The sequence below is a fragment of the Pseudarthrobacter sp. 01T43 genome (genome assembly GCF_056398665.1).
In genome coordinates this window covers 1-23,410 of record NZ_JBFTPV010000025.1, presented here as the reverse complement: position 1 = coordinate 23,410, position 23,410 = coordinate 1, and the positions used below count along the sequence as shown (strand labels likewise).

Sequence of the window (23,410 nt, the reverse complement as noted above, 5' to 3'; positions counted from 1 at the left end):
AAAGCTTATTGCTGATGCCAGGCAGGGACACCTGTCTGGCATCTGTGCTGAAATAGACAAGAAACGTTGGCAGGGCACTGCGGTATCCGGAATGGACATGGAGATATGAGTTAAGTCATGGGAATTGTTTTCGGACTTCTCTATATAGCCCTGCTGCTGTTCTTCGTAGCCCTGATCATCCGCCTGGTCTTTGACTGGGTGCAGATGTTTGCCAGGGAATGGCGCCCCCGTGGTGCGGCCCTCGTGACGGCCCACACGGTGTATTCGGTGACCGACCCGCCACTCAAGGGGCTCAGGCGGGTCATCCCCCCGCTGAGGCTAGGCGGGGTGACCCTGGACCTCGGATTCCTCATTCTCTTCATCGCGGTGAGCATCGCAATGGCGGTGACCAGGGGTTTCGCGTAATCTTCGACAAGACCTAGCAGTTCAGGGGTGGTTCCTGAAACGGAACTCATCACTGTGAAGCGAAAGAAATCTCCAGTTTGACACCCAGTGTTGAATTAGAGGAACCAGACAAATTTTAGGTACCGTAGTTTTGACGGCCGGAAGGCCTACTGACTAACTAGACCAATGAGGTGACCAGATGGCTTTGACGCCAGAAGACGTTGTCAACAAGCGCTTTCAGCCGACCAAGTTCCGCGAAGGCTATGACCAGGACGAAGTTGACGATTTCCTGGACGAAATCGTTGTGGAACTCAGGCGCCTGAACCAGGAGAATGACGAGCTCCGTAAGAAGCTTGCCGAATCCGGTTCTGCCGTGCCGGCCAGCTCCGCTGCAGCCGCACCCGTGGTTGAGAAGGTCCCTGCGCCTGTCAAGGCCGACAAGGTCGAGTCGCCGGCTAAGGCCGAAGCCGAGACGAAGGTTGCCGAGGCTCCGAAGAAGAAGGAAGCCGAGCCTGTCGCCACCGTTGCAGCCGTCCCGGCTGCCGCTCCTGCACCCGCGGCGGGGAGCAGCGTTTCCGCCGAGTCCGCAGCCGGTCTGCTCGCCATGGCGCAGCAGATGCACGACCGTCACGTGGCCGATGGCCAGTCCCAGAAGGACAAGATCATCGCCGAGGCCCAGATCGAAGCCAGCAGCCTGGTGAACGACGCCCAGGAGAAGTCCCGTAAGATTCTTGGCGCCCTGGAGCAGCAGCGTTCCGTCCTGGAGCGCAAGGTCGAGCAGCTCCGTGGATTCGAACGCGATTACCGCTCACGCCTGAAGGCCTACATTGAAGGCCAGCTGCGCGACCTTGACGCCCGCGGTTCCGTTGCGGCGCCTGAGGTCGAAGCGAACTAGTCCGTCAAGCACGTATTCTGAAGGCCGGTGGCTGAGGATTCCTCGGCCGCCGGCTTTTGTGATTAACATCGGTTTTACAAATGAAAGCACCATGACTGACGACCTTGCCGCAGACGCTGTACACCCCGCGCCCTCATCACCCCGTCCAGGGAAAAGGCTTCTGCTCTCGCTTTTCGCGGGTTTCGCAGTCTTCGCTTATGCCTTTGACCAGCTGACAAAAATCTGGGTCACCACCACGATGGTGGAGGGGGAGCGCATCCCCGTGCTGCCGCCGCTCCTGCATTGGTACTTCATCCGGAATTCCGGTGCCGCCTTTTCCATCGGCGAGAACGTGACGTGGGTGTTTTCCATCATCATGGCCGGAGTTGCTATTGCCATCCTGTTCCAGCTGCGCAAGCTCGGGTCGGCGTGGTGGGCGCTGGCATTGGGCCTTCTCCTCGGCGGGGCGCTGGGCAACCTGACGGACCGGCTATTCCGGGAGCCTTCTTTCGCCATGGGACACGTGGTGGACTTCATCCAGCTGCCTAATTTTGCGATTTTCAACATCGCCGATTCTGCGGTGGTCTCTGCGGTGTCCATCATTTGTATTTTGACGCTGCGGGGGATCTCGCTGGACGGCTCACGGCATGTCGCCGCACCCAAGGAGAAGTCAGACGATGCCTGAGCGCGTGGTGGTGGCCGACGAATTCGACGGAACCCGGGCAGATGCGGGGCTTGCAGGGCTGATGGGGATTTCCCGCTCGCTGGCGGCGACACTCATTGCCGAAGGCAACGTGCTTAGCCGCGGTAAGAAACTTGGAAAGTCCGCGCGCCTGGTGGCCGGGGACATCCTGGAAGTGACGGTGCCTGAACGACGGGACCCGCTCGAAGTGGTGGAGGAAGTTGTGGAAGGCCTGAAAATCCTGCTCGACGACGACGATTTTGTTGTGGTGGACAAGCCGGTAGGGGTTGCCGCGCATCCTTCGCCCGGGTGGGTGGGACCCACCGTGGTGGGCGGCCTCGCCGGTGCCGGGTATCGGATCTCGACCTCCGGTGCCCCCGAGCGGGTGGGCATCGTCCACAGGCTCGACGTCGGCACGTCCGGCGTGATGGTGGTGGCCAAGACTGAGCGCGCCTATACCGCCCTGAAGCGTGCCTTCAAGGAACGCACCGTGGACAAGGTCTACCACGCGGTGGTCCAGGGGCTCCCGGATCCGCTGGAAGGCACCATTGATGCGCCGATCGGCCGCCATCCCGGACACGACTGGCGCTTTGCGGTGATCGAGGACGGCCGCCCGTCGATTACGCATTATGAGGTACTTGAAGCGTTTGGCAAGGCAACCCTGGTGGAAGTGCACCTGGAAACAGGGCGCACCCACCAGATCCGGGTGCACTTTTCGGCCCTGCGCCACCCGTGCGCCGGCGACCTGACCTACGGCGCCGATCCCCGGCTCGCCGCGACACTGGGCCTGACACGGCAATGGCTGCACGCGCGCCAGCTTGGTTTTGACCACCCGGTCACCGGCGAGCGTGTGACAGTCACCAGCGAATACCCGCAGGACCTGGCCTACGCTTTGGAGATCCTGGAGTCGGGCCAGGCCTAGGCACTGGGTCGCTGCGGCAGGGAGGGCCGGCCAGCGATTAGAATGGTGCGGTGACTTCCAGCAATGCCTCGTTCGTTCATCTCCACAACCACACCGAATATTCCATGTTGGACGGCGCCGCCCGTCTGGGAGAGCTCTTCGATGAGACAGAACGCCTCGGCATGCCAGCCCTCGCCACCACCGACCACGGGTATCTGTTCGGCGCCTTTGATTTCTGGAAGCGTGCCACGGACCAGGGCATCAAACCGATTATCGGCGTCGAAGCCTATGTGACTCCCGGTACAGCGCGGACGGACAAGAGCCGTGTGCGTTGGGGCGAGGAAAGCCAGCGCAAGGACGATATCTCCGGCGGCGGTTCCTACACCCACATGACGCTGCTGAGCTACAACAACGCCGGCATGCGGAACCTCTTCCGGGCCTCCTCCATCGCCTCGCTGGACGCAGTCTTTGGCAAGTGGCCGCGGCTGGACCGCGAGCTCCTGAACACCTATTCAGAAGGCCTGATTGCCACCACGGGCTGCCCGTCGGGCGAAGTCCAGACGCGGCTCCGGCTCGGACAGTACCGCGAGGCGCTGGAGGCGGCGTCGGAATTTCGCGATATTTTCGGCGCGGAAAACTATTTCTGCGAGCTGATGGACCACGGGCTGGACATCGAACGCCGGGTCACCGGTGACCTGCTGCGGCTTGCCAAGGACCTTAACCTGCCCCTGGTGGCCACCAACGACCTGCACTACACGCACGAGCATGATGCCAAGGCCCATGAGGCCCTGCTCGCCATCCAGTCGGGTTCGACGCTGCTGGAGCCCTCGTACGACAACGGCGGTTCGCGTTTTGCGTTCTCCGGCAGCGGCTACTACCTCAAGTCGCCGCAGGAGATGCGCGAGCTGTTCCGGGATCATCCCGACGCGTGCGACAACACGCTGCTGATCGCCGAACGCTGCGAAGTCTCGTTCAACACCGGTGCCAACTACATGCCGCGCTTCCCCTGCCCGCCGGGCGAGGACGAGACATCCTGGCTGGTCAAGGAAGTTGCCACCGGTCTGGAATACCGGTACCCGGGAGGTGTGCCGGACAAGGTCCGCACGCAGGCCGACTATGAGCTTGAAGTCATCACCTCCATGGGATTCCCCGGCTACTTCCTGGTGGTGGCCGACTTCATCAACTGGGCCAAGAACAACGGCATCCGCGTGGGTCCGGGCCGCGGCTCGGGCGCGGGTTCCATGGTTGCCTACGCGATGCGCATCACCGACCTTGATCCGCTGCACCACGGCCTGATCTTCGAGCGCTTCCTCAACCCGGACCGCGTTTCGATGCCTGACTTCGACGTCGACTTCGATGATCGCCGCCGGTCCGAGGTGATCGACTACGTCACCCGCAAGTACGGTGACGAACGCGTGGCCATGATCGTCACGTACGGCACCATCAAGACCAAGCAGGCGCTCAAGGACTCCTCCCGCGTGCTGGGCTACCCGTTCAGCATGGGCGAGCAGCTAACCAAGGCCCTCCCGCCGGCGGTGATGGCCAAGGACATCCCGCTGGCCGACATCCAGAACAAGGACTCCAAGCGGTACAGCGAGGCGGGGGACTTCCGCCAGCTCATCAGCACCGACCCCGAAGCCGCCAAGGTCTTCGAGACCGCCCTCGGCATCGAGGGACTGAAACGCCAGTGGGGAGTCCACGCCGCCGGCGTCATCATGTCCTCGGACCCCATCATCGACGTCATCCCCGTCATGCGCCGTATCCAGGACGGCCAGGTGATCACGCAGTTCGATTACCCCACCTGCGAAGGCCTGGGGCTGATCAAGATGGACTTCCTGGGCCTGCGAAACCTGACGATCATCTCGGACGCCCTGGAGAACATCAAGCTCAACCGCGGCCACGACCTGGACCTGGACAACCTCGCCCTGGACGACGTCGCCTCCTACGAACTGATGGCCCGGGGCGATACCCTCGGCGTGTTCCAGCTCGACGGCGGACCGATGCGTGCGCTCCTGAAGCTGATGAAGCCTGACAACTTCGAAGACATCTCCGCTGTCCTGGCGCTCTACCGGCCGGGTCCCATGGGTGCCAATGCGCACACGGACTACGCCCTGCGAAAGAACGGAATCCAGGAAGTCATCCCGATCCATCCCGAGCTCAAGGAACCGCTCGCGGAAATTCTTGGCGGGACGTACGGCCTGATCGTGTACCAGGAGCAGGTGATGGCCGTGGCGCAGAAACTCGCCGGCTATTCGCTGGGCCAGGCAGACATCCTCCGCCGCGCCATGGGCAAAAAGAAGAAATCCGAGCTGGACAAGCAGTTCGCCGGTTTTTCCCAGGGCATGCAGGACAACGGCTACTCCATGGCAGCTGTCAAGACCCTCTGGGACATCCTGCTCCCGTTCTCCGACTACGCCTTCAACAAGGCGCACTCTGCCGCGTATGGCGTGATTTCGTACTGGACCGCTTACCTGAAAGCGCATTATGCGCCCGAGTACATGGCTGCCCTGCTGACGTCGGTGGGTGATGACAAGGACAAATCGGCGATCTACCTCAACGAGTGCCGGCGCATGGGAATCACCGTGCTGCCGCCGGATGTCAACGAGTCCGCCCTGAACTTCACACCTGTGGGCAATGACATCCGTTTCGGCATGGGAGCCATCCGCAACGTGGGGGTCAACGCGGTCGAAGCCATGGTGGCAGCGCGCGAAGCGGAAGGCGCCTACACGTCCTTCAAGGATTACCTGGTCAAGGTTCCTGCCGTGGTCTGCAACAAGCGCACCATCGAATCCCTGATCAAGGCCGGTGCCTTCGACTCCCTCAACCACCACCGGCGCGCGCTGGCAATGATCCATGAAGAGGCCATCGATTCGGTCATCACGCTCAAGCGCAACGAGGCGATCGGCCAGTTCGACCTCTTCGCCGGCTTCGAGGAAGCCGAGTCCGAGGCGTCGCTGAGCATTGAGATTCCCGACCTGCCGGAGTGGGAGAAGAAGGACAAGCTGTCCTTCGAACGGGACATGCTGGGCCTGTACGTCTCAGACCACCCGCTCCAGGGACTCGAGGGACTCCTCAGCCAGCACGCGGACCAGAGCATCACATCGATCATTGCCGAAGACGGGCCGCATGACGGTGCGATTGTCACCATCTCGGGCATGATCACCTCACTGAGCCGCCGGATCGCCAAGGCGAGCGGCAATGCCTACGCACGTGCCGAGATCGAAGACCTTGGCGGGTCCATGGAGGTCATGTTCTTCGGCCAGGTCTACGGACCGATCGCATCGGTATTGGCCGAGGACCTGATCGTGGTGGTGAAGGGTCGCTTGCAGCGACGCGACGACGGTGCCGTGACACTGAACTGCATGGAACTGAGCGTTCCGGACCTCAGCGAGGGAACGAACGGTCCGCTGCAGATTTCGATGCCCACCCACAAGGCCACCGAGGCGGTGGTGACCGAGCTCGGCGATGTCCTGCGGAACCACCGGGGGAATTCCGAGGTCCGGCTGCACCTGCAGGGGGATACCCGAACCGAAGTCATGGCGCTGCCGGTGCACCTCAGGGTCAACCCAAGCCCGTCACTGTTCGGGGACCTGAAGGTGCTGCTCGGGCCGACCTGCCTGGACTACTAGCTGTCGCGGCTAGATTTCGTAGTCCAGCGGGACTGGCTGGCCATAGCTGCCTGCGTGGTACAAGAGCGGCGAGCCATCCTCGCCCACGGCGCCCTCGACCACCTCGACTACCACCACGGCGTTGTTCTCGAAGGATAGCCGCATCTGGATCTTGCCGATCAGCCAGCCTGCGACGTCCTTGAGGATCGGGACATCATGCGGTCCCAGCTCCCAGTGATCGCCGCCGAAACGGTCCTTGGTCCGCGCGAAGCGGTCCGCCAGGGCCTGGTTCTCCAAGCCCAGCATATGCACGCCGAGGTGGGTGGCGTTGGCCACAGCCGGCCAGGAGCTTGAGCTGCGGGCCATGTTGAAAGTGAAGCGCGGTGGCTGAGCCGAGAGCGACGCCACGGACGTGGCCGTAAAGCCGTACGGCTCGCCCTGGTAGTTCACCGTGATGATGGCGACGCCGGCAGCGTGGCGCCGGAACATTTCCTTGAACGTGCCCTCAAACGGCGCTGCATCTGACATCGTGAAAACTGCTCCCTCAAAATTATGCTCATACGGACTCTCCCTCAAGCGTATTGCTCCGGCCCGGCACAGCGGAATCGACTGACCATCCACGTCATGCAGCCATGCGCACCCACGTTTGTTAAGGTTTGTTTCATGGAAAAACACATCGGCCACCCTTCCGCCCGGCTGCCATGGAAGTGGTTTGGTGCTGCCGCGGCCGGCGGTGTCCCGGTGGGACTGCTGTGGTGGCTGCTCGCTCCCGGCGGGCTGAACCTGATCACCCGCAACCCGGCATTCGGCGCCGGAACCAACCCGGCAGTGTGGCTGCCGCGGGACCTCACCCTCGGCGGCCTCCTAGTGTTCGCCGGCTGCTTGATGGCCGTACTCCTCACGGATAAGGGCGGCCGTGCTGCGCAACCGGCTTTCCTCCTCAGCCTGGCCGGCGGCCTCGTAGGGGCCGTCGTTGCCTGGCAAACGGGCGTGGTGGCAGGCCGCTTGTGGGGCGCGCCAGTGGACGCGACGATCAATGCCAGTGTGGCGTTTTCCCTCCGCTCATTGTCCGTACTGCTGATGTGGCCCGCTGCAACCGCAGCGTCGGTGTTTGCCCTGAGCCTGCTGAATCTGCTCCGAAAGGGGTCCGACGGCGGGAGCGCACCCGTCGCCGGGAGCGAACCTGTCGCCGAAGGCACAGCGCCCGGCGCGTAAAATGAACCGGTGACCATTTCTCCTGAATCTCCAGCAACCCCGCCAACCGCCACCGTCAGCTTCCGGACAGTCGACCTGCGGGGAAGGGGACTGACATTGGCCGGCCTGCGCGCCGCAGTTCCCCGGGCCAGGCAGAACACCGTGGCGGACGCTGAAGACAAGGTCCTTCACATCATCGACGCGGTCCGCGGACAGGGGTTCGCCGCGCTCAGTGACCTTGCCCAGCGGTTCGACGGAGTCGACCAGGTGCACCCCCGGGTTCCGGCCCACGCGCTGGCGAAGGCTTTGGCAGAACTGGACCCGGCCGTTCGCAGCGCGCTGGACGAATCCATCAGCCGCGCCCGGCGGTTCGCGGACGGGCAGCGGCCGCGCAACGTCGACGTCGAACTCGGCGACGGCGCCCTGGTAAGCCAGAACTGGGTTCCGGTCTCGCGTGTGGGGCTCTACGTTCCCGGCGGCTTGGCGGTCTACCCGTCCTCGGTGATCATGAACGTCGTCCCGGCGCTGGCCGCCGGTGTGGAATCCATCGCCCTTGCCTCCCCTCCGCAAAAAGACTTCGGCGGGCTTCCGCACCCGACCATTCTTGCGGCGGCTGCCCTGCTCGGCATCAGCGAGGTGTACGCCATCGGCGGCGCGCAGGCCATCGCTGCGTTCGCGTACGGCGTGGAAGCCTCTGACGCGGGACCAGCCCTGGAGCCCGTTGATGTGGTCACCGGTCCCGGAAACATCTTTGTGGCCACTGCGAAGCGGCTTGTCAAGGGCGTGGTGGGCATCGACTCGGAGGCCGGAACCACCGAGATCGCCATTCTGGCCGACTCGTCCGCGCAGCCGGACCTTGTGGCCGCTGACCTGATCAGCCAGGCCGAACACGACCCCAAGGCAGCTTCGGTCCTCATCACCGATTCGGAGGATCTTGCCGCCGCCGTCCGCATTGAACTGGACCGGCAAGCGGCCGCCACCAAGCACTCAGCCAGGGTGTGCGAGGCGCTGTCCGGGCCCCAGTCCGGCGTCGTCCTCGTGGAGGACCTTGATCAGGGTGTTGCAGCCTGCGATGCGTATGCTGCCGAGCACCTGGAAATCATGACCGCTGACGCGTCAGCGGTGGCCGCCAGAATCCGGAATGCAGGGGCCATCTTCGTGGGGGACTACAGTCCCGTCAGCCTGGGGGACTACTGTGCCGGCTCCAACCATGTGTTGCCCACCAGCGGTACGGCGGCGTTCTCCTCCGGCCTGAACGTGACCACGTTCCTGCGCGCCATCCAGGTGGTCAATTACAGCCGGGCCGCCCTGCAGGAAGTCAGCGGCCACATCGTCAGCCTTTCCGGTGCCGAAGACCTGCCGGCGCACGGCCAGGCGGTCACGGCACGCTTCACAGGAACAACCTGATTCCGGACCAGCGGCTCGTCAAAAGCACAACATGTAGTCCGCAGGAACACTACATATAGTAGTTCAGGGCCTGCGGTGGCGTAAGATGCAGTGGTAGGCCGCACGCTGAGATTGAGGGAGTCGTCACCATGTACTGTCCGTTCTGCCGCAATCCGGACTCCCGCGTTGTGGACAGCCGCATGGCAGACGACGGCTCGGCCATCAGGCGCCGCCGTCAGTGCCCCGAGTGTGGCCGCAGATTCACCACGGTGGAAACCACCAGCCTTTCGGTTATCAAACGCTCAGGCGTCGGCGAACCCTTCAGCCGTAGCAAGGTCATCAACGGCGTCCGCAAAGCCTGCCAGGGGCGCCCGGTCAGCGAAGATGACCTCGCGCTCCTCGCCCAGGAAGTGGAAGAGCAGATCCGCGCGTCGGGGGCGGCAGAGATCGAAGCCCACGAAGTGGGCCTTGTGATCCTGGGCCCGCTGCAGAAGCTTGACCAGGTGGCATACCTGCGCTTCGCCAGCGTATACCAGGCCTTCGAATCGTTGGAAGACTTCGAGACGGCCATTGCGCTGCTCCGCCACGAGTCGGTGGAAGAAACCGCCGGACCCGCAGCGAAGAGCACCAGGAGCTCCGAAAAGAGCCCGCTGTAATCATTGGTGGCGTCGTCAGCGCCAGAATTCGGTGAGCTGCCCGGCAAGGGCCATGCCTTGGTTGTAACCAGCCTGGGCAGCGGGGGGACGCAGCGACAGATCCATGGCATGGGCGCCGAACATGTACTCGGAGTTGCTGTCCGGGAAGATCGTTTCGACTCTGCTGCCGCCTGAGCGTAGCTCGTCGACCTGTGCCGAAAGATGCATGCTCCACTCCAGCGGCATCCGTGTCCTGCCGCCGAAGGGCGACAGCACCAGCACCCGGCCGCATCCCGCCGCCAGGTCTGCATTCTCGTTGCGCCGGTAGCCGCCGTCGATATATTTGTTGTCCCCGATTCCGTAGGCGAAGCTGCTGGCACAGCTGGCGGCAATGGCGTCCACCAGGTCGACGCCGCTATGGCGGTCGAACACGGCCGGTTCACCGGTATGGGCATCCACCGCCGTGATGAGCACCGTTCGCTGTGGCCAGTGCTGACTGGGCAGCCGCGCGTCGACGGTTGCACGCCACCGCGTTTGCCCGGAACCGTCCGACGCCGCAGCGAGGTCCAGTGCCGCCGCTCCCATCCTGCGGCGCATGTCAGCCGCATCCTCAGCGGCGGCGATGATCCTGCCGGTTCGCTCCAGGGTGTCAGTCACTGGCCTGAGCGCGGCGCGTCCGGCGTTGGATCCGACCTGACCGGTCCGTTGCAGGGGCGCCGCGGCAACAATGGCGTCAAACAGTTCGGCCGGGGTCGCGCCAGCTATCTGGGCCGCGGCCGTGGATCCGGCCGACGTCCCGATGACCAGTTCGGCCTCGGTCACATCCAGCCCGGCCTTAAGAAGGCCGGCGAGGACGCCGATCAGCCACGCGTTGCCTGTCGACCCGCCGCCGCCGAGGACCAACGCCCGGTCGCCGGACGGGCGCACCCGCCGGACGGCGTCGACCTGCGGCTGATCCTGGCCGTACTCCGGCAGGTGGGAGGTCGCCGTCGACGTGTAATGCGGAGTTGAAGAAGGTGTTGTGTTCATGGGAGTCGCCTTTCGCGAAGTGCCTGGCGGGGCGCTCCCGGTGCGACTATTTCAGTCGCGCGATCCCGGACTGCAGCGGAGCGCCCATTGCGGATACTGCGTACATGGGTCTCACCTCCTGCCGATGGAACACGAATACGGGACATGGTGGCACACCGGAGTCGCGGTGCGCAATGGGCGCCCGGTGTCGCGGGTCAGCCAAGTCAGTCAACGTCTACTTGGTGAGCTTGTGCTTCACGGCGATTTCGACGGCGGCGCCCACGATTCCCGCCTCGTTCTTCAACTCAGCGGGCACAATAGGGGTGCGGAGCTTGAGGTTGGGCAAGTACTCGTCCGCGCGTTTGGAGATGCCGCCGCCCACAATGAACAGCTCCGGGGAGAAAAGAAACTCGACGTGCGAGAAATAGCGCTGAAGCAGCACGCTGTATTGGTCCCAGGTCAGGCCGTCCCGCTCGCGGGCCACGGCGGAGGCCTTGGTTTCAGCGTCGAAGCCGTCAATCTCCAAGTGGCCCAGTTCGGCATTGGGTACCAGATGGCCGTTGAAGATAAAGGCCGACCCAATCCCGGTGCCCAGCGTGATGACCAAAACCGTGCCGTCGACACCGGCACCGGCGCCGTACCGCGCCTCAGCGAGCCCGGCGGCGTCGGCGTCGTTAATGACCTCTACCGGGCGGCCAAGACGGGCCGTGAGCAGGGCGTCGATGTCCGTGTTGAGCCAGCTCTTGTCCACGTTCGCCGCGGAATGAACCACACCGTGCTGGATGATACCGGGGAACGTCACGCCCACCGGCGAATCGGCGGCCGGAGCCTCGGGGCGGCCGGAAAGCTCGGCCACAACCTGTGCCACCACTTCGGCTACTGCCTCAGGGGTGGAAGGTTGGGGAGTGGGAACGCGGAAGCGTTCACCCAGGAGCTTGCCCTTCTTCAGGTCGACAATGCCGCCCTTGATCCCGGTGCCGCCGATGTCGATGCCAATCAGCGGGGCTTTCTTGTTCGACTTCTCGTCCTTGTGAGCCAATGTTTTTCCGTTCGTGGCAGGGCGGGCAGGCCGGGCGGCTGACCGGGGGTCCAGAGAAATTAGGGGAGCGTGAGGATTTCGGCGCCGGAGTCCGTCACCAGCAGGGTGTGTTCAAACTGGGCGGTCCGCTTGTGGTCGCGGGTCACAACAGTCCAGTCGTCCTCCCACATGTCCCACTCGACGGTGCCGAGGGTCAACATGGGTTCGATGGTGAACACCATTCCTGGCTCGATCACGGTGCTGTAGGCAGGGGCGGCATCGTAGTGCGGGATGATCAGGCCGGTGTGGAATGCTTCACCCACGCCGTGGCCGGTGAAGTCCCGCACCACGCCGTAGCCAAAGCGTTTCGCGTAGGACTGGATGGCACGGCCGATCACGTTGATTTCGCGGCCCGGGGCCACGGCTTTGATGGCCCGGTTGAGCGACTCGTGGGTGCGCTCCACCAGAAGGCGTGATTCCTCGTCGACGTCCCCCACCAGGAAGGTGTAATTGGTATCGCCGTGCACGCCGTTAATGAAGGCCGTGATGTCGATGTTGATGATGTCGCCGTCCTGGACCACTGTGTCGTCCGGGATGCCGTGGCAGATGACCTCATTCAGCGACGAGCACAGGGACTTGGGAAATCCCCGGTAGCCCAGGGTGGACGGGTAGGCCTTGTGGTCCAACAGGAACTCGTGGCCCACTTTGTCCAGCTGGTCCGTGGTGACTCCCGGCTGGATATGTTTTCCCACTTCGACTATGGCCTGGGCTGCGATCTTACTGGCAATCCGGATCCTGTCGACAGTTTCAGCCGACTTGACCTCCGAGCCGGTGAACTTGGCCGGGCCGGGCTTGCCCACGTACTCCGGCCGCAGGATGGACGCCGGAACGGGGAGCTGCGGGCTGACGGTTCCCCTGGTCAGGGTTCCGGTAGGTGCAGTGGAGGCGAGGGAAGGCATACATTGATCATATAAGGCGCCGCAGAACGCCAAGTAATGGAAGTCCCAACCAGTCCGCATCTAGTGTTAAGTTACGTGGATCACAGCGGGGCCTCCTGCAAGCCGGAACGAGGAGCATCGATGACTGAGTACTGGTACAACGTCAACACCCACGAAGTGGAAGAGGACGCGCTCTCTGACTGGAGCCAGCTGATTGGCCCGTATAAGACGCGCGCAGAGGCAGAGCACGCGCTGGAGAAAGTCCGCGCCCGCAACGAATCCTGGGAAAAAGGCGACGAGGACTGAACCGTCCCGGCAAGGAGGCACGTCATGGCTGACATCAGGCCCGAATACGCAGGTCAGTGGCGATTCGACCCGGCGCATACGCGCATCGGTTTTTCCACCCGCCACGCAATGGTCACCAAAGTCCGCGGGGCTTTTAATGACTTCGAGGGCACCATCACCGTCCACCCGGATGCCCCTGAACGCTCAGCTGTGCAGCTGACCATCAAGGTCGAGAGCATCGATACCCGCAATGCGGACCGCGATCAGCACCTGCGGACCAACGACTTCTTTGACGCTCCCCACTTTCCGGACATCACGTTCGTGAGCGACCGTGTTGATCAGGTGGACGAGGGCCATTTCATTGTCAGCGGCAGCGTGACCATCCGGGGCATCACGCGGGAGGTGTCGATTCCGATGGACTTTATGGGCGTCGAACGGGATCCCATGGGGAACCTCCGGGCCGGCTTCGAAGGTTCCCGTCGCATCAACCGCCAGGACTTCGGGCTCAAATGGAACACCACGCTGGACTCCGGTGGGGTCCTGGTGTCGGACAAAATCACCCTCGAGTTCGAGGTGTCCGCCATCAAGGTCGACGACGGTGCCACAAAAGACGGCGCCACAAAAGTCGGGGAGTGAGGCCCCGGCCGGAAGGACGCCGCGCTAGAACGAGTGTTCAGGGCCGGGGAACTGTCCCAACCGGACTTCCTCGCCGTAGGCTTTCGCCGCGTCGCTGAGCGTGGTGCGGAGATCGGCGTACTGCTTCACGAACTTCGCCATCCGGCCGCCACGGAGTCCGGCCATGTCCTGCCAGACCAGAACCTGGCCGGTGGTTGCATTGCCGGCGCCTATGCCCACGGTCGGAACGTCAATTGCGGCGTCGACGGCAGCCGCGGTTTCCGCGGGCACCATCTCCATCAGGACACTGAACGCGCCCGCTTCAGCCAACGCGACGGCGTCGTCAATCAGTCTCTGGGCGTCCCCGCCCCGGCCCTGGACACGATAGCCGCCCAGTGCGTGCTCACTTTGCGGCGTGAACCCGATGTGGGCCATGACCGGGACCCCCGCCTGCACCATGGCCTGGACGGTTTCCGCGTAGTACTTGCCGCCTTCGATTTTGACGGCGTGTGCCAGGCCTTCCTTGAGGAACCGGACGCCGGTAGCCACTGCCTGCTGCGCAGAGACCTCATAACTACCGAAGGGCAGGTCCGCCACCACCAGGGCGCGTTTTGCCGACCGCGCCACCGCCCGGCAGAGCGGGAGGAGCTCGTCCACCGTCACCGGCAGGCTGGTCTCGTTGCCGAAGACGTTGTTGGACGCGGAGTCTCCTACCAGGAGTACGTCAATGCCCGCCTGGTCGAAGATCTCGGCACTGTACTGCTCATAGGCGGTCAGCATGGCGAACCTGGTGCCGTCACGCTTGGCCTGCTGCAGGTGGTGGATGCGGACCCTCGGTGCCGGCGTGGCGGARGCCCCCGACGCCAAAGCCTGCGCCGGTGCAGGCCCGTTTCCGTAGGGTGCGGGTACTTCAGCGGACGCGCCTGGGTCGGAGCTATTGGTTGTGGCCATGGCAAGAGCGTAGTGCGGCACAGCCGGTCCTAGCCACCCGCCTGCTGCCACGCGCGCTGTGATACGCATCATAACCCTGCCGCCGGAGGGGGCGATTCCGGCATTGGTTTACAGGATCGCGCTGCATTGCGATGTTAACCCTGTGTTACGCGGGGCGGCGGCTCCCGCATCGGGGTGGATTGCTTAGTAAAGTAATGGTGAACTGCTGCCGGCTGCCGCTCCCGCGGACCCGGGGCATGAACGTTGACCGGAGAAGAGGCCACCATGGACCGCCAGCAAGAGTTTGTCCTGCGCACAATCGAGGAGCGCGACATACGGTTCGTACGTTTGTGGTTCACCGACGTCGTAGGCTCGCTCAAATCGGTGGCACTGGCGCCGGCCGAGGTTGAGGGTGCCTTCGAAGAGGGACTCGGCTTCGATGGCTCATCCATCGAAGGCCTGGCCAGGGTSTTCGAATCAGACATGCTGGCGCAGCCCGATCCGTCCACCTTCCAGATCCTGCCGTGGCGCGGTGAGACGGAACAGACGTCCCGTATGTTCTGCGACATCCTGACGCCGGACGGTGAACCGTCCTCCGCCGATCCTCGGAACGTCCTCAAGCGCACGCTGTCCAAAGCTGCAGACATGGGGTTCACGTGCTACACACACCCCGAAATTGAGTTCTACCTCCTGAAGTCCCAGGAGCCTGGCCCCGACGGCTCGCCAGTTCCTGTGGATGAAGGGGGCTATTTCGACCACGTGCCCGGTGGCGTGGCCCAGGACTTCCGCCGCACGGCTGTGACCATGCTGGAGTCCGTCGGCATTTCGGTGGAGTTCAGCCACCATGAAGCCGGGCCGGGGCAGAACGAGATCGACCTCCGGTACGCCGATGCCCTCCAGACGGCGGACAACATCATGACGTTCCGGACCGTCATCAAGGAGGTAGCCCTGCAGCAGGGCACCTATGCCACGTTCATGCCCAAGCCCTTCACTGAGCACCCGGGGTCCGGCATGCACACGCACTTCTCGCTGTTTGAAGGCGACGCGAACGCGTTCTACGAGGCCGGCGCAGAGTTCCAGCTCTCCAAAACGGCGCGCCAGTTCATCGCCGGCATCCTGAAGCACGCCCCGGAGTTTACGGCGGTGACCAACCAGTTCGTCAACTCCTACAAGCGCCTGTGGGGCGGCGGCGAAGCTCCAAGCTACCTGAGTTGGGGTCACAACAACCGTTCGGCGCTGGTCCGCGTACCGCTGTACAAGCCGGGAAAGGGCCAGTCCGCCCGGATCGAATACCGCGGCATCGATTCTGCGGCCAATCCGTACCTCGCCTACGCAGTCCTGCTGGGCGCGGGGCTGAAGGGCATCGAGGAAGGGTACGAACTCCCGGCAGCGGCGGAGGACGACGTCTGGTCGCTGAGCTCGGCTGAACGGCGCGCCATGGGGCATGATCCGCTGCCTGCCAGCCTCCACGACGCCATCCGGTCCATGGAGGATTCGGAACTAATGCCGCAGATCCTGGGCGAACAGGTCTTCGAGCACTTCCTGCGCAACAAGCGCGCGGAGTGGCAGGACTACCGGCTCCAGGTGACGCCTTACGAACTGCAGCGCAACCTGGGCATCCTCTAGGAGGCAGCGGTGAGCCTCGCCCGCCGCCTCATCTCGGCCGGCTTCAGTGACCTGAAAAAGGGCGAGCGGTTCCTGGCTGCCCCCGAACTGGAAGGCCTGGACCAGGAGCGGGTCTTCGCGGGCCTGCAGATGGCAGCGAACCCCGACGTCGCGCTGCAGTCCCTGGTCCGCCTGATCGAGAAATACCCGGCCCTCCGGGAGTTGGCTGCCGCCGACCCGGAGGTCAGCGAGCCGCTTTACCGCGTGCTGGGCGCCTCGGAGGCGCTGGGTGAATTCCTGATCCGGCACCCGGAACACCTGGTGGCCTTCGAGGTCACCGCCAGTCCGGAACCGCTGCAGGCGGATCCGGAGCAGCTTCGGGCAACTCTTCTCTCATCCGTCCGGGCTGACTCACGGTCATCGAGGCCGCTGGCCGGAATCACCGGCTCCGAGGCGTATGCCGCCTTGCGGACTGCTTACCGTCGCGGGGTAGTGGACCTGGCAGTCAAGGACCTGTGCGCCGCAGACCCGCTGGACTTTATGCCCGCCGTCGGCGCTGAACTTGCCGACCTTGCCGGGGCTGCCATCGAGGCTGCCCTGGCGGTCTCCCGGGCGGAGGCTGCGGAGAAGTTCAGCGCGGTGGAAGTGGCGGCCGTTGGCTTGGCCGTTATCGGCATGGGTAAGTGCGGAGCCCGCGAACTGAACTACATTTCCGACGTCGATGTTATCTATGTGATCGACGCCGGAGACCTGGACGATGCCCGGGCCATCACGATCGGTACTGCACTGGCAGCCGGGATCTCCAGGGCGATTTCCTCGGTGGAGCGGGAGCCGGGCCTCTGGGAGGTGGACGCCAATCTCCGGCCGGAGGGGAAGTCCGGGCCGCTGGTGCGGACCCTCGCCTCCCATGAGAGCTACTACGCGCGCTGGGCGGAGAGCTGGGAGTTCCAGGCACTGCTGAAGGCGCGCACCATCGCGGGGGACAGGGAACTCGGGGAACGCTACGAAAATGCGGTGGCGCCGCTCATCTGGAGTTCCGCGGGGCGGGAGGGCTTCGTCGAATCAGTGCAGGCGATGCGCCGCCGGGTTACCGAACACATTCCCGCAGCCGAGGAGCAGCGTCAGATCAAGCTCGGCCGGGGAGGCCTCCGTGACGTTGAGTTCACGGTTCAGCTGCTCCAGCTGGTGCACGGCAAATCCGACGAGTCGCTCCGCCGCAGGGACACCACCGCCGCCATCGCGGCGCTCTCAGCCGGCGGCTACATTGGCCGGTCCGACGCCGCGGCCTTTGACCAGGCCTACCGCTATCTCCGGCTTCTGGAACACCGGATTCAGCTGTTCCAACTCCGCCGAACCCACCTCATGCCGGTTAGTGAAGCGGCCCTGCGCGCACTCGCCAAGGCAGTGCTTGGGCCCTTCTCCATGGACCGTCCGCACTCGGACGCTCTGCTCGCACAGTGGCAGAAAACCAAGAGATCCGTCCGCGAGCTGCACGAACGCATCTTCTATCGCCCGCTGCTCAACACAGCCGCCAAACTCAGCACCGAAGACGCCAAGCTGACGCCCGAAGCAGCCCAGGGCCGCCTCGCTGCCCTGGGTTACCTTGACCCCAAGGGAGCCATGCGGCACATCGAGGCGTTGACCGCCGGGGTCAGCCGGCGCGCCGCCCTGCAGCGCCAGCTGTTGCCCATCCTGCTGGACTGGCTTGCCGAAGGCGTTGATCCGGATGCGGGGCTCCTCGCATTCCGGCGGGTCAGCGAAGCGCTCGGAACCACTCACTGGTATCTGGGTATGCTCCGTGACTCCACAGCTGCGGCCGAGCGGTTGTGCCACGTTCTCTCCAACTCACGCCTGATCGCGGACTTACTGGAGGTATCGCCGGAGGCGGTGGCATGGCTGGGAACGAACAAGGACCTCGCACCGCTGGGTTTCGAAGCCCAATGGCAGGAAATTACCGCCAAAATGTCGCGCCATTCCGATCCGGAAAGCGCCATGCGGCTGATCCGGTTGATCCGGCGCCGGGAAATCCTGCGGATCGCCATCGCCGACTCGGCGGGACTACTCAACCAGGACGAGGTTGGCGCAGCCCTGGCGGACACGGACCGGGCAGCGGTGCTGGGCGCCCTGCGGGTGGCCGAAGGCATTGTGTCTGCGAAGGGCCCCCTCAAGACCGCGGTGCTGATCGTTGCCATGGGCCGGCAGGGTGGTCGCGAGATCGGGTACGGCTCTGACGCCGACGTGATGTACGTTCACCGGGCTCTGCCCGGCTACACGGAGGAGGAAGCCCAGGAACAGGCGGCCCGGATCGTCTCCAAGGTCTCAAACCTCCTGACGCAGCCGCTGAAGCCTGCCATTCTGGCCGAGCGGGTGCTGCAGATGGATGCGGATCTCCGTCCCGAGGGAAAGAACGGCGCCATGGTGCGTTCCCTGGATTCCTTCGCCGAGTATTACCGCCGGTGGTCCCTGATCTGGGAGGCGCAGGCGTTGCTGCGGGCGCGCCCGATGGCCGGGGACGATGCCCTGGCGAGCGATTTCATGGCCCTCATCGATCCGATCAGGTACCCGGAAAAGATTTCAGAGCATGACGTCCGTGAAGTGCGCAGGGTCAAGGCCCGGGTCGAGGCGGAGCGGCTGCCCCGCGGGGCGGATCCGGCACGCCACCTGAAACTGGGGCGCGGGGGACTGAGCGACGTCGAGTGGCTGGTTCAGCTCCTGCAGCTTCAGCACGCGGGTAAGCATCCGGAGCTGCGGACAACCTCCACCGTGGAGGCCCTGGACGCGGCGGCCTCCCTGGGCCTGCTCTCGGTGGCGGACGCGAAACTGCTGGCGGATTCATGGCGCCTGGCCAGCCGGATCCGTTCCGCCAACGTCATCTGGAGCGGCAGGGCATCGGACCTGCTGCCGTCCTCACGGCGGGACCTTGAAGCAGTGGCGCGCTGGTGCGGCTATGAACCTGGCCACGCTGCCGCACTGGAGGAAGATTACCTGCGCCTGAGCCGGCGGGCCCGGGCGGTCTTCGAGCGAGTTTTCTACGGCCATTAGGGGCGGACAAATCCTCCGGCGGGCGCGCCGGTGACGGCGGCCGCCAAATGCGGGTAACCTCTAGGGGTCAGTTTGCCGGTCCAAGGACCGGCCGCCGCACTTACCTAGGGGTTATTAGAACTTGTCCAGACTCCAGCACACTGGGGCCGTCCGGCCGCGGCGGGCCATGGTTATCGGAGCATTGCTGGCCTTTGCCGCCATGCTGTTCGGTGCCGTTGGCGCTTCCGCGGCACCGACGGACGCACCGGCGGTCACCGCCGGTTCAGCGCATCCGGCCACCGCGCCGTCGAGCCTTTCCGGAAAGACTTTTGTCATCGGGACGGACACCACGTTCGCTCCGTTCGAGTTCCGCGACGCCGGCGGCGAGCTGACCGGCATCGACATGGATATCATCCAGGAGATCGCGAAGAAGCAGGGATTCGCGGTCGAGATCAAGTCGCTCGGCTTCAACGCCGCACTCCAGGCGCTCTCGTCCAACCAGGTGGACGGTGTGATCGCCGGCATGTCCATCACGGAGCCGCGCAAGCAGATTTACGATTTCTCCGACCCCTATTTCGAGTCGGGCGTCCAGATGGCAGTCGCGAAGGCCAACTCGGACATCAAGGGTTACGAGGACCTCAAAGGGAAGACGGTCACGGCCAAGACCGGCAGTGAGGGCGAAACATTCGCCAAATCCATCGCGGACAAGTACGGCTTCACGGTCAAATCCCTGGACCAGTCCGCCACGATGTACGAGCTCGTGAAGTCCGGGAACGCCGTCGCCGTTTTCGACGACTACCCGGTCCTGGCATACGGCATCAGCCAGAACAACGGGCTGAAGGCCGTGACCGGGAAGGAAAAGGGCGGCTCCTACGGCTTCGCCGTCAACAAGGGCAAGAACCCGGAGCTCCTGCAGGCGTTCAACACCGGGTTGGGTGAGTTGAAGTCCAGCGGCAAGTACCAGGAAATCCTGGATAAGTACCTCAAGGACCCGACCCAGGCCACCCCTTCCAGCTTCTGGGACCTGCTGGTCAATAGCTTCCCCGCGCTGATGAAGGGCCTGGGCAACACCGTGCTGGTGACGGCGATTTCCTTCGCGATCGCCATGCTGATCGGTCTGTTCATGGGCTTCCTGAAGATCTCCACCAGCGTGCTGCTCCGCGGCATCGCCACAACCTTCGTCAGCGTCTTCCGCGGGACACCGCTGCTGGTGTGGGCGTTCTTCTTCTACTTCGGCATCCCGCAGCTGACGGGCCAGCCGATCGACATCTGGGTGGCGGGTGTGCTGACCCTGAGCCTTAACTCCGGTGCCTACATCACGGAAATCGTCCGCGGATCCATCCAATCCGTGGACCCGGGCCAGCTCGAAGCCAGCCGCAGCCTGGGCCTTGGCTACGCCAAGTCCATGCAGAGGGTCGTTGTCCCACAGGCCTTCAAAATCATGACGCCTTCCCTGATTAACCAGCTGATTATCATGCTCAAGGACAGCTCGCTGCTGCTCGCCATCGGCTTCGCCGAACTCCTCTACCAAGGCCAGCAGATCTACGCCGGGAACTTCCGGATTACCGAAACACTGCTGATTGTGGCTGTTCTGTACTTCGTGGTGATCATGCTCCTGACCAAACTGGCCAACGTTGCAGATAAGAGGTTCAACAAATGAGCACAGCAGTCAGTGCCGCCAGCAAGATCTCGGTCAGAGACCTCAAAAAGTCCTTCGGGGTGCATGAGGTCCTCAAAGGCATCAACGCGGAAGTTGCGGAAGGCGAGGTGGTTTGCGTGATCGGTCCCTCCGGCTCAGGAAAATCCACTTTCCTGCGCTGCCTGAACAAGCTCGAGGACATCACGGCCGGTCACGTCACCGTGGACGGGTTTGACGTCTCGGACCCCAAAGTGGACATCAACGAGGTCCGCCGGCACATCGGCATGGTTTTCCAGCACTTCAACCTCTTTCCGCACATGTCCGTGATTGAGAACATCATGCTGGCACCGGTGGAATCGAAGAAGCAGGGCAAGGACGAGGCCCGGGCAAGCGCCAGGAAGCTGCTGGAACGCGTCGGACTGGCCGAGAAAGCCGACGCCCGCCCGGCGTCGCTGTCCGGCGGCCAAAAGCAGCGCGTCGCGATAGCCCGGGCACTGGCCATGAACCCGGATATCATGCTTTTCGACGAAGCAACCTCCGCGCTCGACCCCGAGATGGTGGGCGAGGTGCTGCAGGTCATCAAGGACCTGGCCGCTGAAGGCATGACCATGGTCTTGGTGACGCATGAAATGGGCTTTGCCCGTGAGGTCGCCGACCGTGTGCTCTTTATGGCGGACGGTGTCATCTGCGAGCAGGGAAAGCCGGAGCTGCTGTTCGGAAACCCGCAACAGCAGCGGACCCAGGACTTCCTGTCCAAAGTTCTTTGATCCGGAGACCGGTACTGGGCTGCAAGGGCCGGCGTGCGGCAGCGAGGTCACGGCAATGCGATGGGTAGGCTGCTTTGATGCGTGAAAACGTGTGGCTGTTGCCGCTGAAGGATGTGGACGAGGACGCCCGCGCCGTGAAGCTGGGTGAGATTGCCCGACTCGAAGTCACCGATAACCAGCGGAGGTACGTGGGTGAACCGCTCCGCATGGCACTCGTGGGACTGGAGGAGGATAGCCGGTATCCTTTCGCCATTGACTCCAACGGAACCGCCGTCGGTATCCTGACACTGCAGACGGGCGCCGCGACCCTCGCCGGCTGGCCGGATGACGAATCCGCCTGGTTGCTGCGCGGGTTCGCGATCGACCGTCGGCACCAGGGAAGGGGACTGGGACGGCTCGCAGCGGCCGCGGCGGTGGCGGCAGCCGCCCAACTGACAGAGAGGCACGGCGGCGGTCAGTCCGGCGTCGTTCTTTCCGTCAATGAGGGCAACCCGGCCGGCCTGGCCGCCTACCGGAACGCAGGATTTGTGGACCAGGGACAGTACCTGGGCGGGAGTTCCGGGCCGCAACGGATCATGTTCCGCTCCTTCGCGGCGTAATTCGGACAGACACGCAGCCACAACATTGCCTCCGGGCGCACATTGACCCATCATGTGGGTGGCGGTGTTCTTCAGTCCTTGTTGGGGGGAAGGCTTGAAAAGTCTTCGTCCGGGGGAGCACATGTCAGGGGGCTGGCTCTTGGTCTCAGCACGTCTGGAGCCAGCCCCCACCTTGCACCGCACCTGCCCGATCCGGAAAAGTCCGCCCGGACGGCTCAACATGGATGTTGGCTGCCCGGGCGGAGTTCGTCGCACTGAAGCGTGCCGCGGTTTATTCATACCTTTGAGAACGCACCTCGCGTACCTCGCGGACTATACCGGCGGCGGCTAGGAGCCGGCGGGCGCGACCACAACGGCCGGGGAGCCCTGATTGACCGGGTTGGCCGTGGCGGAGGGGGCAACCACCCCAAACTCGTAGCCCTGGGCCCGCAGTGCGTCGATGGTGGCGGCCAAGTAGGTCCATTGCGTCGAGGGGCAGGACAAGACGTCTTCAGCATCGTGGAGCAGGATGATCGCGCCGGGCGCTGCCTCCGCCATCACATACTGCTGGACTCCGGCCGCACCGGGGCACTCGAAGTCGCCGGGATTGCCGACGTCCCAATGCCAAACAACCCCGCCGCTCATGCCGAGGGTGTTGAGATAGCCGACCGCGTAGGGGGTGCTGTTGCCGAACGGGAAGCGCATGAGCTTGGGCGCCTCGCCGGTGACGGCCTTAATGGCATCGTTGGTGCTGTCGATCTGCTGCTTCTGGTTCGCCTGGGTGAGATCGGGGAAGTTGGGGTGGTCCCACGAGTGGTTCCCGATCACATGCCCCTCAGCCTGGATCCTGCGGACGAGGTCGGGGTACAGCTGAGCGTGGGAGCCCTCGAGGAAGAATGTCGCCTTGACGTCCTTTTGCTTGAGGACGTCGAGGACGAACGCGGTGCGCTCGGGCGAGGGCCCGTCGTCGAACGTCAAGCCGATCAGCGGCTTGTCGGCTGCATGGGCCGCCGAGGCGGGGCCGCCGGCCAGCAGGGCCAGGACCAAGCTCGCGGCGGCCAGGGCCACCACGGAAATCTTGCTCTTTTTCACGGTGCTCATCTTCCTTTCCCAAGGATGCCTTGAACGGTGCTAAGTGAGCACCTTACGGCTGCCGCTCCGGCGGTGTAAATACCTCGCGTTGACTCATAGAAGACCTCCGCGTAGCTGCAGTCGTTGCCTCAGTGGAAAACCTCCGGGAAGGCGCTTCGTTGCCTCACAGGAAGGCCTCCGCCAACGGCGTGGTGCCCGGGCTTGAGGCCTGGCTGCGGTTATGCCCGTTTTCAGGTTATGCCCGTTTTCA

At 63.9% G+C, this 23,410-nt stretch carries 21 protein-coding genes; 15 read left to right on the top strand and 6 right to left on the bottom strand.

Going from position 1 to position 23,410, the window contains the following annotated elements:
• Positions 1–117: 117 nt before the first annotated feature.
• From AC1DIM_RS17205 to dnaE, 5 genes are all read left to right on the top strand, one after another.
• A complete protein-coding gene (locus tag AC1DIM_RS17205; RefSeq protein WP_477711715.1) occupies positions 118–405 on the top strand; it encodes a YggT family protein in 288 nt (95 codons plus the stop codon).
• A gap of 178 nt (positions 406–583) precedes the next feature.
• Positions 584–1,279, top strand: a complete 696-nt coding sequence (locus AC1DIM_RS17200; protein WP_477711714.1) for a DivIVA domain-containing protein — start codon at positions 584–586, stop codon at positions 1,277–1,279.
• Positions 1,280–1,370: 91 nt separating this feature from the next.
• Positions 1,371–1,943, top strand: coding sequence for a signal peptidase II (lspA, locus tag AC1DIM_RS17195; RefSeq protein WP_477711713.1), 573 nt, complete (start codon positions 1,371–1,373; stop codon positions 1,941–1,943).
• The gene (locus AC1DIM_RS17190; protein ID WP_477711712.1) at positions 1,936–2,862 is read left to right on the top strand and encodes an RluA family pseudouridine synthase; all 927 of its coding nucleotides are present in this window, start codon (positions 1,936–1,938) and stop codon (positions 2,860–2,862) included. The genes lspA and AC1DIM_RS17190 overlap by 8 nt, the downstream gene beginning before the upstream one ends.
• 50 nt (positions 2,863–2,912) lie before the next feature.
• The gene (gene dnaE / locus AC1DIM_RS17185) at positions 2,913–6,470 is read left to right on the top strand and encodes a DNA polymerase III subunit alpha (protein ID WP_477711711.1); all 3,558 of its coding nucleotides are present in this window, start codon (positions 2,913–2,915) and stop codon (positions 6,468–6,470) included.
• Between the two features lie 9 nt (positions 6,471–6,479).
• On the opposite strand, the gene AC1DIM_RS17180 is transcribed toward dnaE, so the two are convergent.
• A complete protein-coding gene (locus AC1DIM_RS17180; protein WP_190988919.1) occupies positions 6,480–6,977 on the bottom strand; it encodes a flavin reductase family protein in 498 nt (165 codons plus the stop codon).
• 135 nt (positions 6,978–7,112) lie between these two features.
• Between AC1DIM_RS17180 and AC1DIM_RS17175 the strand changes: the two genes are divergently transcribed.
• The 3 genes from AC1DIM_RS17175 (at position 7,113) to nrdR (ending at position 9,685) form a co-directional block, all read left to right on the top strand.
• On the top strand, positions 7,113–7,664 hold the full coding sequence (locus tag AC1DIM_RS17175; protein ID WP_477711710.1) for a hypothetical protein: 552 nt from the start codon (positions 7,113–7,115) through the stop codon (positions 7,662–7,664).
• Between the two features lie 9 nt (positions 7,665–7,673).
• Positions 7,674–9,050 carry a histidinol dehydrogenase gene (gene hisD / locus AC1DIM_RS17170; RefSeq protein ID WP_477711709.1) on the top strand — a complete coding sequence of 459 codons (1,377 nt, stop codon included), beginning with the start codon at positions 7,674–7,676 and terminating at the stop codon, positions 9,048–9,050.
• 128 nt (positions 9,051–9,178) lie between these two features.
• Positions 9,179–9,685: a transcriptional regulator NrdR gene (nrdR, locus tag AC1DIM_RS17165; protein ID WP_477711708.1), complete on the top strand. Its 507-nt coding sequence runs from the start codon at positions 9,179–9,181 to the stop codon at positions 9,683–9,685.
• A gap of 15 nt (positions 9,686–9,700) precedes the next feature.
• Here the strand turns inward: nrdR and AC1DIM_RS17160 are convergent, their stop codons facing one another.
• The 3 genes from AC1DIM_RS17160 to map all read right to left on the bottom strand — a co-directional run bounded on the left by AC1DIM_RS17160 (position 9,701) and on the right by map (position 12,649).
• Positions 9,701–10,693, bottom strand: a complete 993-nt coding sequence (locus tag AC1DIM_RS17160; protein WP_477711707.1) for a patatin-like phospholipase family protein — start codon at positions 10,691–10,693, stop codon at positions 9,701–9,703.
• Positions 10,694–10,907: 214 nt separating this feature from the next.
• The gene (gene ppgK / locus AC1DIM_RS17155) at positions 10,908–11,711 is read right to left on the bottom strand and encodes a polyphosphate--glucose phosphotransferase (protein ID WP_477711706.1); all 804 of its coding nucleotides are present in this window, start codon (positions 11,709–11,711) and stop codon (positions 10,908–10,910) included.
• 59 nt (positions 11,712–11,770) lie between these two features.
• Positions 11,771–12,649, bottom strand: coding sequence for a type I methionyl aminopeptidase (gene map, locus AC1DIM_RS17150; protein WP_477711705.1), 879 nt, complete (start codon positions 12,647–12,649; stop codon positions 11,771–11,773).
• Positions 12,650–12,769: 120 nt separating this feature from the next.
• On the opposite strand from map, the gene AC1DIM_RS17145 reads away from it, so the two are divergent.
• Positions 12,770–12,934 carry an SPOR domain-containing protein gene (locus AC1DIM_RS17145; protein WP_477711704.1) on the top strand — a complete coding sequence of 55 codons (165 nt, stop codon included), beginning with the start codon at positions 12,770–12,772 and terminating at the stop codon, positions 12,932–12,934.
• A gap of 24 nt (positions 12,935–12,958) precedes the next feature.
• Entirely contained in the window at positions 12,959–13,549 is a 591-nt protein-coding gene (locus tag AC1DIM_RS17140; protein ID WP_477711703.1) for a YceI family protein, read from the top strand.
• A gap of 24 nt (positions 13,550–13,573) precedes the next feature.
• On the opposite strand, the gene panB is transcribed toward AC1DIM_RS17140, so the two are convergent.
• Positions 13,574–14,479, bottom strand: coding sequence for a 3-methyl-2-oxobutanoate hydroxymethyltransferase (panB, locus tag AC1DIM_RS17135; RefSeq protein WP_477711702.1), 906 nt, complete (start codon positions 14,477–14,479; stop codon positions 13,574–13,576).
• 264 nt (positions 14,480–14,743) lie between these two features.
• On the opposite strand from panB, the gene glnA reads away from it, so the two are divergent.
• From glnA to AC1DIM_RS17110, 5 genes are all read left to right on the top strand, one after another.
• Entirely contained in the window at positions 14,744–16,084 is a 1,341-nt protein-coding gene (glnA, locus tag AC1DIM_RS17130) for a type I glutamate--ammonia ligase (RefSeq protein WP_477711701.1), read from the top strand.
• Between the two features lie 9 nt (positions 16,085–16,093).
• The gene (locus AC1DIM_RS17125; protein ID WP_477711700.1) at positions 16,094–19,105 is read left to right on the top strand and encodes a bifunctional [glutamine synthetase] adenylyltransferase/[glutamine synthetase]-adenylyl-L-tyrosine phosphorylase; all 3,012 of its coding nucleotides are present in this window, start codon (positions 16,094–16,096) and stop codon (positions 19,103–19,105) included.
• 166 nt (positions 19,106–19,271) lie between these two features.
• The gene (locus AC1DIM_RS17120) at positions 19,272–20,744 is read left to right on the top strand and encodes an amino acid ABC transporter substrate-binding protein/permease (protein WP_477711737.1); all 1,473 of its coding nucleotides are present in this window, start codon (positions 19,272–19,274) and stop codon (positions 20,742–20,744) included.
• The gene (locus AC1DIM_RS17115) at positions 20,741–21,490 is read left to right on the top strand and encodes an amino acid ABC transporter ATP-binding protein (RefSeq protein ID WP_477711699.1); all 750 of its coding nucleotides are present in this window, start codon (positions 20,741–20,743) and stop codon (positions 21,488–21,490) included. Before AC1DIM_RS17120 ends, AC1DIM_RS17115 begins: the two co-directional genes overlap by 4 nt.
• Positions 21,491–21,567: 77 nt before the next feature.
• Complete coding sequence (locus AC1DIM_RS17110) at positions 21,568–22,089, top strand: GNAT family N-acetyltransferase (RefSeq protein WP_477711698.1); 522 nt, start codon at positions 21,568–21,570, stop codon at positions 22,087–22,089.
• Positions 22,090–22,416: 327 nt separating this feature from the next.
• On the opposite strand, the gene AC1DIM_RS17105 is transcribed toward AC1DIM_RS17110, so the two are convergent.
• Positions 22,417–23,169 carry a polysaccharide deacetylase family protein gene (locus AC1DIM_RS17105; RefSeq protein ID WP_477711697.1) on the bottom strand — a complete coding sequence of 251 codons (753 nt, stop codon included), beginning with the start codon at positions 23,167–23,169 and terminating at the stop codon, positions 22,417–22,419.
• Positions 23,170–23,410 lie beyond the last annotated feature (241 nt).